The organism is Shimia sp. R9_2 (genome assembly GCF_017743735.1).
Classification (GTDB): Bacteria; Pseudomonadota; Alphaproteobacteria; order Rhodobacterales; family Rhodobacteraceae; genus Shimia.
The window spans coordinates 142,381-156,805 of sequence record NZ_JAGHRO010000008.1 but is presented as its reverse complement, the minus strand read 5'-3'; the positions used below and the strand labels follow the sequence as shown (position 1 = coordinate 156,805).

Here is a 14,425-nt window from a genome sequence, read left to right as displayed (position 1 = left end):
TCTCAGGAAGGGGTAGCGTGCTGCCCCTTCTCTCCATTTGATCCGGATTTGTTGCTCACAGTTTCGCGTGTGACCAGTCTTGATTGAACTTCAATCGGCGCTGGCGGGCGTTGATCAACAACCCAATTTGCAATGCCTTCGGCCGCCTGCCTGCCCATTTGTTGCACCGGCAAATGTACCGTCGTCAGACGTGGATAGGTTTCCGCAGAGGCGGGCAAATCCTGAATACCCATGACTGATATATCTTTGGGCACAGGTTTTCCGGCCCGGTGCAGAGCGTTCAGAGCGCCAAATGCGATGACATCTGACAGGCACAAAATGGCGTCATACTCATTTGGCTGGCTGAGCAATTCCCGCACAGCCTGTGCCCCTCCAGCGACCGAAAGCTCCGTTTCTAGCGCGTTGCGCAGCGTGCCGCCCTGCAGCTCAGCGATGGCGTCAAGGCGCGCTTGTGTGCGGTCATTGAACGCTGTTGGGCCATGAACCACCGCGACGTTTTCATGCCCCGATGACCTGAGGTGCTGATAGGCCAGCGCGGCTGCCTTGTGATTGTCATATCCAATTGTGGGTAAACGATATTCCGGATCAAAACAGGAAATCACCAAGGCTGGCACGTCTCGGCGCTCCAGCATATCAAAGAGCGCCTTTGTGTGGGATTTGCCGGTGAGAACCAGCCCTTCCACCCCATTGTCCAAAAGCTCCTTTGCTTTGCGGGCTTCTTTTTCGGGGTCTTCATCCGTCGTCGCAACCACAAGCGAAAACCCCAGCTCCACAAGGCGGTTTTCCATCGCATTCAAGGTGATCGCAAAGATGTCGTTGTCCAGTGTGGGCACCAGCGCGCCAAGGATTTGAGTGCGGCCTGAATTGATGGCCCGCGCCGCGGCGCTGCGCACAAACCCAAGGTCGTCGATCACCCTTTGCACACGGGATCTGGTGGCTTCTTGCACCAGGTCTGGCGTGTTCAAAACGCGGGAGACCGTTGCCACCGAAACCCCTGCTTCGCGCGCGACGTCGCGCAGGTTGGCGCGTTTTTTGTGAGAAGGTGGCCGTGACATTCTGCGACAATAGGAGGGTTCTGTAACTGGTTACAGGAAAATCTTGACTCGTTGCAATTTTCGCCATGTAACTAGTTACATCAAATTGAAAAGGGGAGTTGCGTGCAGCAAACGCCGGTTCTCAGAGAGTTTAGCAATATGGGGTTTGATGGCACCCGCCGCCGTTTCCCCGGCTTTCCCTCGCGTGCCCGGTTGCAGTCACAGGCGCTCTTTCCGCGAGAAGCCAGTCGGTTTGAGTTGAAGGCCGGTGACCTCCTGTCTTTTGAAACACCGCTGAGCGCGCAACAGATCACGCTGCTGGTTTTTGATGCCCGAGGTCAGATTGTTCCCGGCGCTTTGGGGCTGTCTGCGAACGGCTGGTTGGATCTGGAGAGTTTTGACCACCGCGCGCTGCTTGGCTGGCATGCCAGTCATGGTGGTGGCGATCTTGATGGGGTCGCTGTTACCGAGGTTGAGGCAGACGGGTTGCTGGTGTTTGCGGCCAAGACAGATTGCACGGTTTGGGTGATCCGCGCCTTGCCCGTCGCTGCGCTGGTTTCCGGCGCGCATGTTGGCCAGATCTTCGTCACACGTACCGCCGGCGCTCCGAATGTCGAGGACTTCCTCCCGCCGCCATTGGGCGAGATCCGGGATGAGTTCACGGTCAAGCGCGGCACAGCCATGGCCTATGAGCTTGCAGAAGGCGAGACCGTTCAGATCATCGATGTTGAAGGGCAGCAATGCTCCGATTTCACGGCACTCCGTGTGGATGTGCTCGACCGGGGGCTGGAGCGCGACATCGACAGCACCGCAACCCGCACAATGGTGCGCGGCGCTTACCCGGGGCCGGGGCTGCTGGACAAGTTCTATGACCGCGATCTGAATCCCATGATGCGCGTGCTGCAGGATACATGTGGCCGGCACGACGCCTTTGGCATGGCTTGCACCGCGCGCGGCTATGAGGAGCGCGGTTTTCCCGGCCATTTGAATTGTTCCGACAACATCTCCCAGGCAGTTGCCCCCTACGGGGTTGGGGCGCGTGTGGCGTGGTCTGCGATCAATTTCTTCTGGAACACCTGGGTTGACCACCAGTCCCATCAGCTTCTGACCGAAGAAAGCCACTCTCGGGCCGGGGACTATGTGGCGCTACAGGCATTGCAGCCCTTGGTCTGCGCCTCAACGGCCTGTCCGGACGATCTTGATCCGATCAACGGCTGGAACCCGACCGACATACATGTGCGCATCTACAAAAAAGACGCACCGATCCGCCATGCCGTGGCCTACCGCGAAAAGGAAGATGCGCCCATGTCGATCAGCCAGCAGAGCGCCTTTGCGCCGGAAACATCCAAGCTGACCAAGCATTTTGCCCCGGCGCGGGATCTATGGGCGCCCGTCAGCTTTTCGGCCACCGGCACCATCGGAGAGTATTGGGCCTGTCGCGAGGCGGTCACAATTCAGGATATGTCAGGCCTCAGGAAATTTGACATCATCGGCCCGGATGCGGAGCGTTTGCTGCAACGCGCCACCACCCGTGATGTCTCCAGAATGGCGGTTTGGCGCGGCAGCTACACTTTGATGTGTGATGAGGCAGGGCAGGTCATTGATGACGGCACGCTCTTCCGGCTGGGGCCTGATCTGTTCCGCTGGTGCTGTGGCTCTGAGGAAAGTGGCCGACAGCTTGATGTGCTCGCCAAGCAAGAAGGCCTGCAGGTGCGTATACATGCGATGGGCAATGCCCTGCCCAATCTGGCCGTTCAGGGACCAAAATCGCGTGACCTTCTGCGCAAGCTGACCTTTGCCCAAAGCACGGTTCCGGCTCTCGATGACCTCAACTGGTTTGGCGTCACCGTGGCGCGGGTTCAGGATCGGGACGGCATCCCCTTTATGCTCTCACGCTCCGGCTACACCGGGGAGTTGGGCTACGAACTCTTTTGTGCGCGCGAAGACGCTGCCGCTCTCTGGCGGGCTGTTGTGGCCGCGGGTGCGGAGTTTGGCATCACGCCCATGGGATCAGCGGCTTTGGAGCTTCTGCGTGTGGAGGCGGGGCTGGCCGCAGCACATGCTGAATTTTCGGCCGGTGTGGATGCCTTTGAAGCCGGGCTGGGCTTCGCCGTCAGTCTGAAAAAGGATGGTTTTGTCGGCCATGCCGCTCTGAGCCGAAACGCGCAAGCTCCGCGCAAGCTTCTACGCGGGCTGTGGTTTGAAGGAGATGACGTGCCTGCACATGGCGCGCCAGTCTTCGCCGGAGAGCGTCCGGTGGGCCAGATCACAACTGCTGTGCGCTCGCCAATGTTTGAGCGCGCCATCGCCATGGCGCGGCTCTCAGTGGAGTTTTCCGCGACCGACACGGCTTTGGAAGTGGGTCAGCTGGATGGCCACATGAAACGTCTCCCCGCCAAGGTGTGTGACATCCCATTTTACGACCCGAAACGAGAGAAGGCCCGAGCATGAGCGATGCGGTTGTCGAAATAGACGGCGTCTGGAAAATTTTTGGTGCTCAGGCGGATGAGGCCATGGCCGCGATCCGGTCAGAAGGCATTGGCAAGGCCGAAGTGCTGGAACGCTTCGGCGCGGTCGTGGGCGTGAAAGACGCCAGCTTTCAGGTCGCTGAGGGAGAGATCTTCTGCCTGATGGGGCTGTCTGGCTCCGGCAAGTCCACACTTGTGCGCCACATCAACCGATTGATTGAACCCACCGCCGGTGCCGTGCGCATTCTGGGCGAAGACATTGGCAAAATGCGGCAGGACGCTCTGCGGGCCGTAAGGGGCACCAAGATCGGCATGGTGTTTCAGAACATGGCCCTGCTGCCGCACCGCTCTGTGCGCGACAATATCGGCTTCGCCCTCGAGCTGCGCGGCATGGATGCGTATCACCGCGCACAGCTCGCGGATCAGGCGCTCGAAACGGTGTCATTGCACGGCTATGGCGACAGGCTTCCCTCAGAGCTCTCCGGCGGGATGCAGCAACGGGTGGGGCTCGCCCGCGCATTGGCTGCGGACCCTGAAATCCTGCTGATGGACGAGCCGTTTTCCGCACTGGATCCGCTCATTCGACGCAACTTGCAGGACGAGTTTCTTGGGCTGTCCGAAAACCTGAAAAAGACCACAGTCTTTATCACCCATGACCTCGATGAAGCGATCCGGATGGGGGATCGCATCGGCATCATGAAAGACGGCGAGATTGTTCAGATCGGCACCGCCGAAGACATCGTCACCGCTCCGGCTGATGATTACGTGGCGGATTTTGTCGCGGGCATTTCGCGCCTCAAGCTGGTGTCGGCCTCCAAAATCATGGTGCCGCCAGACGCCTATCAGGCCAAGCGAAAGCCACTTGATCTGGCACTGGACCACCCGGAGGCCCGGCCGGAGGATGATCTGGACACGCTTGTCGAGCTGAGCACGCACTCAGACCTGCCGGTCCTCATCAAGGCAGACGGCGCGCTTGTGGGCGTGGTCGACAAAAACACACTGTTGCACGGACTTCAGGGGAGTGCAGACCAATGAGCATGCAGGCGAACACAGGGGCCGAACAGCGCAACATCGAGGACCGCGACGTCTCGATTGAGGCGTTCTGCGTCACCAAAGCGGACTACTACGCCCCGATCTTTGAGCGCCACCAACGCGGGCAACTGCCACGCTGGCATATGAATATCTGGGGCGTGATCGCACCTTGGCTCTGGGCTGCCTGGCGGGGTGTTTGGCTGATGTTCTGGGTGTCTCTGGCAATCGACATCATTGCCATTGTCTGTCTCATGCAGGTGATCAAGTTCGCGCCGCTTCTGGCAGAGGCACAACTTGATCCCAATGCCAATAAAACGCTCATTCCCCGCTACACCGACTGGATCAGCACCTATGGCACCATTGGCTGGATGCTTCTGATATTGGGGCGCCTCTGGATGGGGAGCCAGGCGAACCGGTGGTATTACGACCAATACAACCGCTGGCGCATTGATCCCACCGTGGCCAGTGGCGTCACGCCAAAGCGGCTGGGAATGGGATTGGCCATTATCCTGATCTGCAGCCCGATCACCACCTACCGTGCAACTCAGTTGCGACTGGATGAACGGGCCTGTTTCAACCAGATCAGGGCCGCCGAAAGTGTCGAGAGCCTGATGGCGCAGTACCAGTTGCCCGACGTTGCCACGCTCAGCACAACGGTGCGCGCTGATGCCACTGCGGCGCAGGCGCTTTATGATCAGCTGGACGCGATTTCTGACCGTACCGCAGAGCAGAACACCGCCCGCAGTGCCGCCCGTCGCGATGCGCGTGACCTTGGCCGCAGCGCCGATCTGGTGGAGGAATATGCGGCCATCACAACACGGGACCGGTTTGACTGCTTCTTTATTGATGATTTCCCAACACTGGCGCGCCTCGATCCTCCGGAAGACGTGACCTACCGCCGTGTCACAGATGACGCGGGCAATACCGAGGTTGTCGCGCAAATCAAACCGCCGGTTGAAGGCCGCAAAGTCACGCTGTTCACCTATTCTGCGGAAAGCATCGACATCTCCATCAACTGGCTGCGCGCCTCCTTTGCCGGAGCCTTTGACGCGATGACCAATGTGCTGCGGCAATCGCTCATCCGGGTGGAGGTCGCCTTCATGCAGACCCCCTGGCCGGTTGTGGCCTTCCTGTTTTTGGTGCTGAGCTGGACCTTTACCGGAATGGGCACCACGGCGTTCGTGGCCTCGTCTCTGGCCTTTCTCGCGCTGTTTGAGCTGTGGCAGATTGCCATGCAAACCATGGCGCTTGTGGTTGTCTCGACCGCGGTCTGTGTCTTTGTAGGGCTGCCAATCGGCATATGGATGGCGAAAAACAAAATCGCGCGTTTCATCACCGAACCCATTCTGGACGTGATGCAGACCATCCCGTCGCTCAGCTATCTGGTGCCGGCGGTGGCTTTCTTTGGCATTTCACAGCCGCCTGCGGTTTTGGCCACGGTGGTCTTTGCGATGCCCCCCATGATCAAGCTGACAGCGCTTGGTATTCGGCAGGTGCCCGAAAGCACCAAAGAAGCTGCGCTCGCCTTTGGCGCGTCAGAACACCAGCTCCTGCGGAAAGTGGAGCTGCCCATGGCGGTGCCTTCGATCATGGCCGGTCTCAATCAAACCATCATGCTGGCCCTCTCCATGGCCACCATATCCGCCTTCATCGGCGCCGAAGGCCTTGGCGCTATTGTGACGGCCGCGCTGGGCGATGCTCAGGCCGGCAAAGGCCTGCTTGCGGGGATCGCCATCGCGCTGGTTGCGATGATGATCGACCGCATCCTGCGCGGCATTCGAAACTCGTTCAGCCGCATCTGACCCAACCAAAAAACACACAGGGAGAACCACTCATGAAAACTCTTAAAACATCCGTTGCACTGGCGGCCCTTCTCGGCGCGGCTGCGGGGGCCTCTGCTCAGGAGAAGGTCACTTTCTCAGATCTGAGCTGGAACGGGGCCCAGGCCATTGGCCACGTGCTCTCAACTATCATCGAAGACCAGATGGGCGGAGATGCGGAAATCGTGTCCGGCATGAACCAGGCCGCTGTAATCATGGCCGGTATGGACAAAGGCGATGGCTCCATTGACGTCTTTACCGATCTTTGGATGCCAAACCAGCAAGCACTCTGGGACGAATATATCGATGGCAACCAGACCGTTGTGACCAACGCGCCTTATCAGGGCACGTCTAACATCTATGTGCCGTCCTACATGAGCGACACGGTCAAAAGCATTGAGGACCTCAAAAATCCCGAAGTGGCCGCCATGTTTGACACCGATGGCAACGGCAAAGGGGAATATTGGGCAGGTGACGTCACATGGGCGTCCACCAAACGCTGGCAGATCAAGTTCAAATCCTACGGTCTGGACGGGCTGTGGGAGCCAAACATCGTGTCTGCCGACACGTTTAAGGCAGGTCTGGAGGCTGCGTATACAGCTGAGAAACCGCAGCTTTTCTACTATTGGACACCCGAAGCCATCCACGTCAAATATGATCTGACCGCCGTGCAGGAGCCAGCCCGGACCGATGGCTGCGAGGATGTGGATCTAGATGCAGAGGACTGGCTCGAAGTGTCCGAATTCAACTGCGTGATTGCTTCCAACGACATCTATGTCGCCTACTCAAAATCACTGGAAGAGCGCAATCCGCCGGTCGCGCAAATGCTCTCCAACGTGCAGTTCACCGGAGATGAGATCAACGGCTGGATTGTTGAGATGTTTGAAAACAAACGTGATCCGCGCGAAGTGGCCGAAGACTGGATCGCAGACAATATGGACACTGTGAAATCCTGGATTGAGGGCTAAGTCCGACGTGCCTTCAAGCGGAAACAGGCCGCATCTGATGCGGCCTGTTTTTGAATTTGAGTGCGGACGCGGTGTTTGGCCCCAAAGAGGGCGCTTAGTTCTGCCCACGTGCCTCTTTGACCCAGGCCACAATCAGCTCGCGGGAGTCGCGATCCATCTCGATCGCATTTGGCGGCGGCATGGCGTGAGACAGGCCGGCTTGCAGATAGATCTGATCCGCATGACGCGCCACATCTGCCTCGGTTTCCAGAACAACGCCCTTTGGGGGCCAGTGCATGCCCTCCCAGGAAGGTTCTCGCGCGTGGCACATCGAGCAGTTCCCGATCACCGCATAATAGGCGTCTTCAAAGCGCTCCGCAGATGCGTATTTCTGCTCGTAGGGCGTCAGTTGACGCGCTTCTGACTCCTCATAGCTTTCACCTGAGCGCGCGGTGGACAGCCACGCAATCAGCACCATGAGTATCGCGGTGGCAAGCCAGGTCCAGTTCGGTCCTTTCCCGGTTTTGTGCATGGTGTTGAAATAGTGGCGGATGGTCACGCCGGTCAGGAAAATCAGGCTCGCGATGATCCAGGAATACTCCGTCGCAAACGCCAGAGGGTAGTGGTTGGACAGCATCAGGAACACGACCGGCAAGGTCAGGTAGTTGTTGTGGGTCGAGCGGACCTTGGCAATCTTGCCGTACTTCGCATCAGGCGTCCGACTGGCTTTCAGGTCTGCCACTACAATCCGCTGATTGGGCATGATCTGAAAGAAAACATTGGCGGTCATGATGGTCGCCGTGAACGCCCCCAGATGCAGCAGCGCCGCCCGGCCCGTGAACAGCTGATTATACCCCCAGGACATGAACACGAGGATGGCAAACAGCAGCAGCATCAACAGGGTGGGCTGTTCGCTCAGTTTGGATTTGCACATCGCGTCATATGCCAGCCAGCCAATGGTCAGTGAGCCGCCGCTGATCAAAATCCCCTGCCAGAGCGCCAGATCGGCTTTGGTCGGATCGAGCAAAAAGAGTTCGCCGCCAACCCAGTACACAATCATCAGCAATGCGGCACCAGACAGCCAGGTCGTGTAGCTCTGCCACTTGTGCCATGTCAGGTGCTCGGGCATCTCAGCAGGTGCCACGAGGTATTTCACAGTGTGATAAAATCCACCGCCATGGACCTCCCATTCCTCGCCAAAGGCGCCCTTGGGCAGGTGCTCGGCGGGTTTGAGCATCAGGTCGAGTGCGATGAAATAGAATGAGGCCCCAATCCAGGCCATCGCTGTGATGACGTGAAGCCAGCGTACTGAAAATGCGATCCAGTCCCACAAGATTGCCATATCGTACATGGCGGTCCTCCTAAAAGTCGTGTTCTGACACACTCTATTGGAGGCATGTTTATTCTGCTATCGCAGTCAAAAGCCAAGCAGTATCAAAAAAAACGAAACAATGATTTGCCATCGGACCAGCTGCACCATCTTTGGTGCGTATGAATTGGGCGGATACGCAGTTTCTGCGCGTTAGGTTTGGCAGGTTCTGACACGCAAAAAAGCCCGGCGTCATCAAGACACCGGGCTGCGCATACAGTCAGGGGGAGTGAGTGGAATGCGCAGAAAGCGTTAGAAATCGACCTCGATGGCGACGCCTTTTTTAACAGCCAGATCGACAACCGCCGCAGCAACGGCGAGATCCTGAAGGCCAACACCGGTGCCGTCAAACAGCGTGATCTGATCTGGCGATGTGCGGCCCGCAATCGTGCCGTTGATGACCGCGCCGATCTCGGCAACATCAGTGTCTTTGATAAGCCCCTGACCAACCGCGTGCTGAGCTTCGCCGATGGATACCGATTGGGCGACTTCATCGGTGAAGACATTGGCCCTGACCAGAAGTTCCGCCTCAACCTCTTGTTTGCCCTTGGTGTCGGTGCCCATACAGGCGATGTGGGTGCCCTCTGAAATATGACCCGCCATCACCGAAGGTGAAAATGCCGAAGTGATGGAGATGATCACATCCGCCTCTCTCAGACCGGGTAACGCGACCGCCTCAAACGGTAGCCCGGCCTCATTGGCGACCTTCTCAATGTTTGGCAGCATTTCAGGGTGATAGTTCCAACCAATCACCTTTTCAAAGTTGCGCTGTTCCAGTGCCGCGCGCAGCTGGAATGTGGCCTGATGTCCCGCGCCAACCATACCAATCACCTTTGCATCTTCGCGCGCCAGATGTTTGATCGACACAGATGAGGCGGCAGCGGTGCGCAATGCGGTCAAGAGGTTGCCGCCAACCATCGCTTTGGCCTTCCCGGTGTCCGGATCAAACAGCAATACCGTGGACTGGTGGTTGATCAGATTGCGCTTTTCCAAGTTGTTGGGCCAATAGCCGCCTGCCTTCAACCCGAGGGTCAGTCCCGCTTGATCAAAGCCCCCTTTGAAACCGTAGAGCGCCTCCTCATGGCCGATGGCTTCGCGCACAACCGGGAAATTGTAGGCGTTGCCTGAGGCCATGGCTGCGAAGACTTTCTCCACAGCGTCAAAGGCCGCTTCCCGCGTCATCAGGTCGGCAATCTCGCGTTCAGGAACAATCAGCATATTTTTCTCACTTTGCATTGGTGCGCCCGCGCGTCGGATCAGAAGAGAAACCGGCGCACAGGCGTCTTTCTGGCAGCTTCACCCTGCCGCAGCTTTTGCCTCGGGCGTTCAATCAATAGGCCCGGCCGCGCGCCGACACCGGCCAGACGCATTCCACCTTGCCGTTGCGCACACCGACGTACCAATCATGTACATTTGCGGTTGGGTCACAGTGGCCCGGCACCAGTTTGAGCTTGTCATTCACCTTCAACGCGCCGTTCGGATCCATGACAACACCGTGTTCGTCAGAGCATTTGATGTATTCCACATCATCACGTCCAAAAATCACAGGCAGACCTGAATCCACGGATTGCGCCTTGAGCCCCGCGTCCACAATGGCTTTGTCGGATTTTGCATGGCTCATCACGGAGGTCAGGATGAAGAAAGCGTTTTCCCATTCGCCCTGATCAATGCGCTTGCCCTCTTTGTCCAGAATGCGGCCATAGTCCGCGTCCATGAAGGCGTAAGAGCCGCATTGGAGCTCGTTGTAGACGCCCGAATTGGACTCAAAGTAGTAGGACCCGGTGCCGCCACCGGAAACTAGCTCACATGTGATGCCTGCATCCTTCAATCCGGCAACGGCGTCTTCCACCATGGCAATCGCGATATCCAGTTTGGCTTTGCGATCATCATAGCTGTCCATATGCTGCATGGCGCCCTGATAGGCCTGAATGCCGCTAAATTTCAGGTTGTCCGCCGCCTTGACCGCCTTGGCGATTTTCACGACCTCCTCGGTGGAGGTCACACCACAGCGCCCTGCGCCACAGTCGATCTCGATAAACACTTCCAGTTCTGTGCCATGCAGCCCTGCAGCTGAGGACAGGTCGGCGACATTCTCCAGATCATCGACACAGACAATGGTGCGGCTGCCGAATTTGGGCAGGCGGGCCAAACGGTCAATCTTGGCGGGGTCACGGACCTGATTGGACACAAGAATGTCTTTGATCCCGCCGCGTGCAAACACCTCGGCTTCCGACACTTTCTGGCAACACACGCCAACCGCGCCTCCCAGCTTCTCCTGAAGCTTGGCCACATCCACCGATTTGTGCATCTTGCCATGCACCCGATGGCGCATGCTGTGCGCCTTGGCATAGTCCCCCATTTTCTTGATGTTGCGCTCCAGCGCATCAAGATCCAGCACCAACGCCGGTGTCTGAATATCCGCTTCGTCCATCCCCGGTTTGGCGGGAATGTCATAGCCGACTTCGAAATCATTGAGGTTGCTCAGGTCTTTCATTTCATGCTCCTCCGTCAGAATTTGCCCACGCCTTGGGGCTGTCTCGATGTTTGGGTCAGGGGGTGGTGAGCCAGGGCAGGGTGTCGAGGTCGACATTCCCACCCGTAACAATCAGGCCGACACGTTTGCCTTTGAAGGCTTCGGGGTTCTTCAGAACCGTGGCCATTGGCACCGCACTTGAGGGCTCCATCACGATCCTCAGGTGTTTCCAGATGAGTTTCATCGCGTCGATGATCTCCTGCTCGGACGCGGTGTAGATCTCGCTCACGTGGTTGGACACAAAGTGCCATGTCAGATCTTTAAGCGGCACAAGCAGACCTTCCGCGATCGTCTTGGGGGCATCATCGGCAATGATATGGCCCGCCTTGAAGCTGCGGTAAGCGTCGTCTGCCTGTTCCGGCTCAGCAGCAATCACCTTTGTTTCCGGCGCCAGCGTGGCGAGTGTCAGGCAGGTGCCCGAAATCATCCCGCCGCCGCCAATGGGCGCCACAACCGCATCGAGCCCGTCCACTTGCTCGATGAATTCCTTGGAACAGGTGCCCTGACCCGCGATCACCCGCGGGTCGTTGTAAGGATGTACAAAATCGCCACCGCTTTCCGCTTGCACCTTGGCAAAGGCCTCCTCGCGCGAAGATGTCGATGGCGCGCATTCGGTGATTTTACCGCCATAGCGGCGCACAGTGTCTTTCTTCGCTTGCGGGGCCGTGCTCGGCATCACGACATTGCAGGGAATGCCGCGTTTCATGGCGGCGTAGCTCAGGCAGGAGGCGTGGTTGCCCGAAGAATGCGTCGCCACGCCTTGTGCTGCCTGTGCGTCGTCCAATCCAAACACGGCATTGGTCGCGCCCCGCACCTTGAATGCGCCCGGCTCCTGAAAGTTCTCACATTTGAAGAACAGCTTGGCCCCGGTCAGCTCATCAAGATAGTCTGATGTCCGCACCGGCGTTTTGCGAATATAAGGCTTGATCCGCGCGTGGGCGCTCAGCATGTCGTCGTAGGTCGGGATATACATTCCGGCTGCCTCTCTCTTATGCGGCGTCTTGCCGGGGCACAGCTGTGTTGCCGCGGTAATAGTCCTGCGCTGCAGCGACGCCTGAGCCCAATGTGATATCCAGTCCCAAGTCGGCCATGCACATTTCAGCCGTGGCAATACCGGACAGGGCCATCACATCGGTGAGGCTGCCCAGATGGCCAATGCGGAACACCTTTCCGGCCACCTCGCCAAGTCCAACACCAAAGGCGACGCCGTATTTGCTGGCCGCGTGGGTCACGATGTCGGTGGCGTTGAAGCCCTCGGGCGTGCGGATGGCGCTGACCGTATCTGAGTAAAGCGAAGGGTCAGCGGCACAAAGGTCCAGCCCCCAGGCCCGCACAGCCGCCCGCACACCTTCCGCGATGCGATGGTGGCGTGCAAAAACGTTCTCAAGCCCTTCATTGAGCAGCATGGTGCAGGCTTCGTTCAACCCATTGAGCAGACCAACGGCGGGCGTGTAGGGATAAGCGCTATTGGCATAGCCCGCGCGCATGTCGGCAATATCAAAGAAGGTGCGTGGCAGCGCGGCGTTCTGGCTGGCCTCAACCGCTTTCGGGCTGAATCCCACAATGGCCAGACCCGCGCTCAACATGAAGCCCTTCTGCGAGCCGGTCACTGCAACATCCACGCCCCATTCATCCATGCGAAAGTCCATCGACGCGATAGAGGACACGCCGTCCACAAACAGCAGCGCAGGGTGGCCCGCCGCATCCAGCGCTCGGCGCACGGCGGCGATGTCAGATTTCACTCCGGTCGCGGTTTCATTGTGCGTGGCCAGCACGGCCTTGATATCATGCTGCGGGTCTGCGCTGAGGATCTCTTCATAGCGCGCCGCTGGCAGGCCTTCTCCCCACGGGGTCTCCACGACCTCGACATCCAAGCCATGACGCTCGCACATGTTGATCCAGCGGTGGCTGAACATCCCATTGCGCGCTGCGAGAATTTTGTCGCCAGCCGACAGGCAGTTGGTCAAAGCGGTCTCCCAGCCTCCGGTGCCGGTGGCGGGAAAGATGAAGATTTCTGCGTTTGCGCTTTTGAGAATCTCGCGCACGCCTTTGCGGGCCGGATGCAGGATTTGCCCAAACAGCGGGGAGCGATGGTCAATCGCCGGCATGTCGCAAGCCTTGCGCAGGCTTTCGGGAATGTTCGTCGGGCCGGGGATGAAGACGGGGTTTTGAAAGCTCATGGAAAATCTCCTTGCGTCATAGAAACGACCATAAGCAGGAGTCCGGCACCCCGATATTTTTTTGATTTTTGGACGTGAAGTTCGGATGGATCAAAAAATCTGTTTGTTGTCAGATGCTTGATTTTTTCATATAATGAATTTGGGTTTCACTTCGAAAATGTGAGTATTTATGGATTTTCAAGATAATCAGGTTTCGAGCGCTCGAAAGTCCCGAGGGCGGCCTCGTGGGTGGGATGACAAGACCGCGCAAAACACGATCAAATCTCTGGATCGCGCCATGGAGGTCTTCGAATATCTCAGCGAGGCGCAGGGCAAGCCTTTGTCTCAGCTCGCCGATGAAATGGGGCAATCTCCCGCCACGGTTTACCGGGTGCTGATCACGCTTGAGGGCCGCGGTCTTGTGGAGTTTGATCGCTACGAGCAGGTCTGGCACATCGGCCCCCGCGCCTTTGTGATCGGGGCGCGGTATCTGCGCCGAACCAGCTTGGTCGATCGCGCCCGCCCAATCATGCGCCGTCTTATGGAAGCAACAGGTGAGACCGCCAATCTCGGCGTGGAACGTGAAGGGGCGGTGCTGTTTCTCAGTCAGGTCGAAACCCATGCCAGCATTCGGGCGTTTTTTCCGCCTGGCACCCTGTCTCAGATGCACGCTTCCGGGATTGGTAAGGCGCTCCTCGCCCATATGGATGCTGATCGGCTGGAGCGTGTCCTCTCAGCCTACGCGCTTGAGGCCTTCACCGATTTTACCATCACAGATCAGTCTGCCCTGCACGCCGATCTCGCGCTGATACGCGAGAGAGGGTATTCGGTGGACAATGAGGAGAAAAATATCGGCATGCGCTGCATTGCGGCTCCAGTGTTTGATCTCAACAACGAAGCGGTTGCCGGGATTTCGGTCTCCGGACCGACAAGCCGTGTTGGATCTGAAGAGATCGCCCGTTTCAGCCAGCCGGTGGTGGAGGCTGCGCAAGCTCTGACCGTGGCCATCGGGGGAGAAGCCGCCTCAACTACGACCTGAGGCTGACTTATCCAGACTTAGTGT

Annotated in this window: 11 protein-coding genes; 5 read left to right on the top strand and 6 right to left on the bottom strand. The window is 58.1% G+C overall.

The features are described from left to right. Positions 1 to 2 precede the first annotated feature (2 nt). Positions 3 to 1,055 carry a LacI family DNA-binding transcriptional regulator gene (locus J7400_RS17620; RefSeq protein WP_209065398.1) on the bottom strand — a complete coding sequence of 351 codons (1,053 nt, stop codon included), beginning with the start codon at positions 1,053 to 1,055 and terminating at the stop codon, positions 3 to 5. A gap of 102 nt (positions 1,056 to 1,157) precedes the next feature. Between J7400_RS17620 and J7400_RS17615 the strand changes: the two genes are divergently transcribed. From J7400_RS17615 to J7400_RS17600, 4 genes are read left to right on the top strand one after another with little or no spacing between them, the layout of a single operon-like run. Continuing rightward, positions 1,158 to 3,485, top strand: coding sequence for a DUF1989 domain-containing protein (locus J7400_RS17615; protein ID WP_348540193.1), 2,328 nt, complete (start codon positions 1,158 to 1,160; stop codon positions 3,483 to 3,485). Continuing rightward, the gene (locus J7400_RS17610) at positions 3,482 to 4,537 is read left to right on the top strand and encodes a glycine betaine/L-proline ABC transporter ATP-binding protein (RefSeq protein ID WP_209065397.1); all 1,056 of its coding nucleotides are present in this window, start codon (positions 3,482 to 3,484) and stop codon (positions 4,535 to 4,537) included. Before J7400_RS17615 ends, J7400_RS17610 begins: the two co-directional genes overlap by 4 nt. Continuing rightward, positions 4,534 to 6,336, top strand: a complete 1,803-nt coding sequence (locus tag J7400_RS17605) for an ABC transporter permease subunit (RefSeq protein WP_209065396.1) — start codon at positions 4,534 to 4,536, stop codon at positions 6,334 to 6,336. The genes J7400_RS17610 and J7400_RS17605 overlap by 4 nt, the downstream gene beginning before the upstream one ends. Positions 6,337 to 6,368: 32 nt before the next feature. Then, positions 6,369 to 7,322, top strand: a complete 954-nt coding sequence (locus J7400_RS17600) for a glycine betaine ABC transporter substrate-binding protein (RefSeq protein ID WP_209065395.1) — start codon at positions 6,369 to 6,371, stop codon at positions 7,320 to 7,322. Between the two features lie 94 nt (positions 7,323 to 7,416). Here J7400_RS17600 and J7400_RS17595 read toward each other — a convergent pair whose 3' ends face one another. The 5 genes from J7400_RS17595 to bhcA form a co-directional block, all read right to left on the bottom strand. Then, on the bottom strand, positions 7,417 to 8,652 hold the full coding sequence (locus J7400_RS17595) for a urate hydroxylase PuuD (RefSeq protein WP_209065394.1): 1,236 nt from the start codon (positions 8,650 to 8,652) through the stop codon (positions 7,417 to 7,419). 270 nt (positions 8,653 to 8,922) lie between these two features. Beyond that, on the bottom strand, positions 8,923 to 9,888 hold the full coding sequence (bhcD, locus tag J7400_RS17590; protein WP_209065393.1) for an iminosuccinate reductase BhcD: 966 nt from the start codon (positions 9,886 to 9,888) through the stop codon (positions 8,923 to 8,925). A 112-nt stretch (positions 9,889 to 10,000) separates the two neighbouring features. Then, positions 10,001 to 11,164: a 3-hydroxy-D-aspartate aldolase BhcC gene (gene bhcC / locus J7400_RS17585; protein ID WP_209065392.1), complete on the bottom strand. Its 1,164-nt coding sequence runs from the start codon at positions 11,162 to 11,164 to the stop codon at positions 10,001 to 10,003. 55 nt (positions 11,165 to 11,219) lie between these two features. Next, positions 11,220 to 12,176: a beta-hydroxyaspartate dehydratase BhcB gene (gene bhcB, locus J7400_RS17580; protein WP_209065391.1), complete on the bottom strand. Its 957-nt coding sequence runs from the start codon at positions 12,174 to 12,176 to the stop codon at positions 11,220 to 11,222. 16 nt (positions 12,177 to 12,192) lie between these two features. After that, complete coding sequence (gene bhcA, locus J7400_RS17575; RefSeq protein WP_209065390.1) at positions 12,193 to 13,383, bottom strand: L-aspartate--glyoxylate aminotransferase BhcA; 1,191 nt, start codon at positions 13,381 to 13,383, stop codon at positions 12,193 to 12,195. A gap of 169 nt (positions 13,384 to 13,552) precedes the next feature. Between bhcA and bhcR the strand changes: the two genes are divergently transcribed. Further along, complete coding sequence (gene bhcR, locus J7400_RS17570; RefSeq protein WP_209065389.1) at positions 13,553 to 14,401, top strand: HTH-type transcriptional regulator BhcR; 849 nt, start codon at positions 13,553 to 13,555, stop codon at positions 14,399 to 14,401. The last annotated feature ends 24 nt before the right edge of the window (positions 14,402 to 14,425 follow it).

Coding starts and splice junctions, on each gene's coding strand:
- J7400_RS17620 (WP_209065398.1), bottom strand. CDS start 1,055: ATGTCACGGCCACCTTCTCACAAAAAACGCGCCAACCTGCGCGACGTC.
- J7400_RS17610 (WP_209065397.1), top strand. CDS start 3,482: ATGAGCGATGCGGTTGTCGAAATAGACGGCGTCTGGAAAATTTTTGGT.
- J7400_RS17605 (WP_209065396.1), top strand. CDS start 4,534: ATGAGCATGCAGGCGAACACAGGGGCCGAACAGCGCAACATCGAGGAC.
- J7400_RS17600 (WP_209065395.1), top strand. CDS start 6,369: ATGAAAACTCTTAAAACATCCGTTGCACTGGCGGCCCTTCTCGGCGCG.
- J7400_RS17595 (WP_209065394.1), bottom strand. CDS start 8,652: ATGTACGATATGGCAATCTTGTGGGACTGGATCGCATTTTCAGTACGC.
- bhcD (WP_209065393.1), bottom strand. CDS start 9,888: ATGCTGATTGTTCCTGAACGCGAGATTGCCGACCTGATGACGCGGGAA.
- bhcC (WP_209065392.1), bottom strand. CDS start 11,164: ATGAAAGACCTGAGCAACCTCAATGATTTCGAAGTCGGCTATGACATT.
- bhcB (WP_209065391.1), bottom strand. CDS start 12,176: ATGTATATCCCGACCTACGACGACATGCTGAGCGCCCACGCGCGGATC.
- bhcA (WP_209065390.1), bottom strand. CDS start 13,383: ATGAGCTTTCAAAACCCCGTCTTCATCCCCGGCCCGACGAACATTCCC.
- bhcR (WP_209065389.1), top strand. CDS start 13,553: ATGGATTTTCAAGATAATCAGGTTTCGAGCGCTCGAAAGTCCCGAGGG.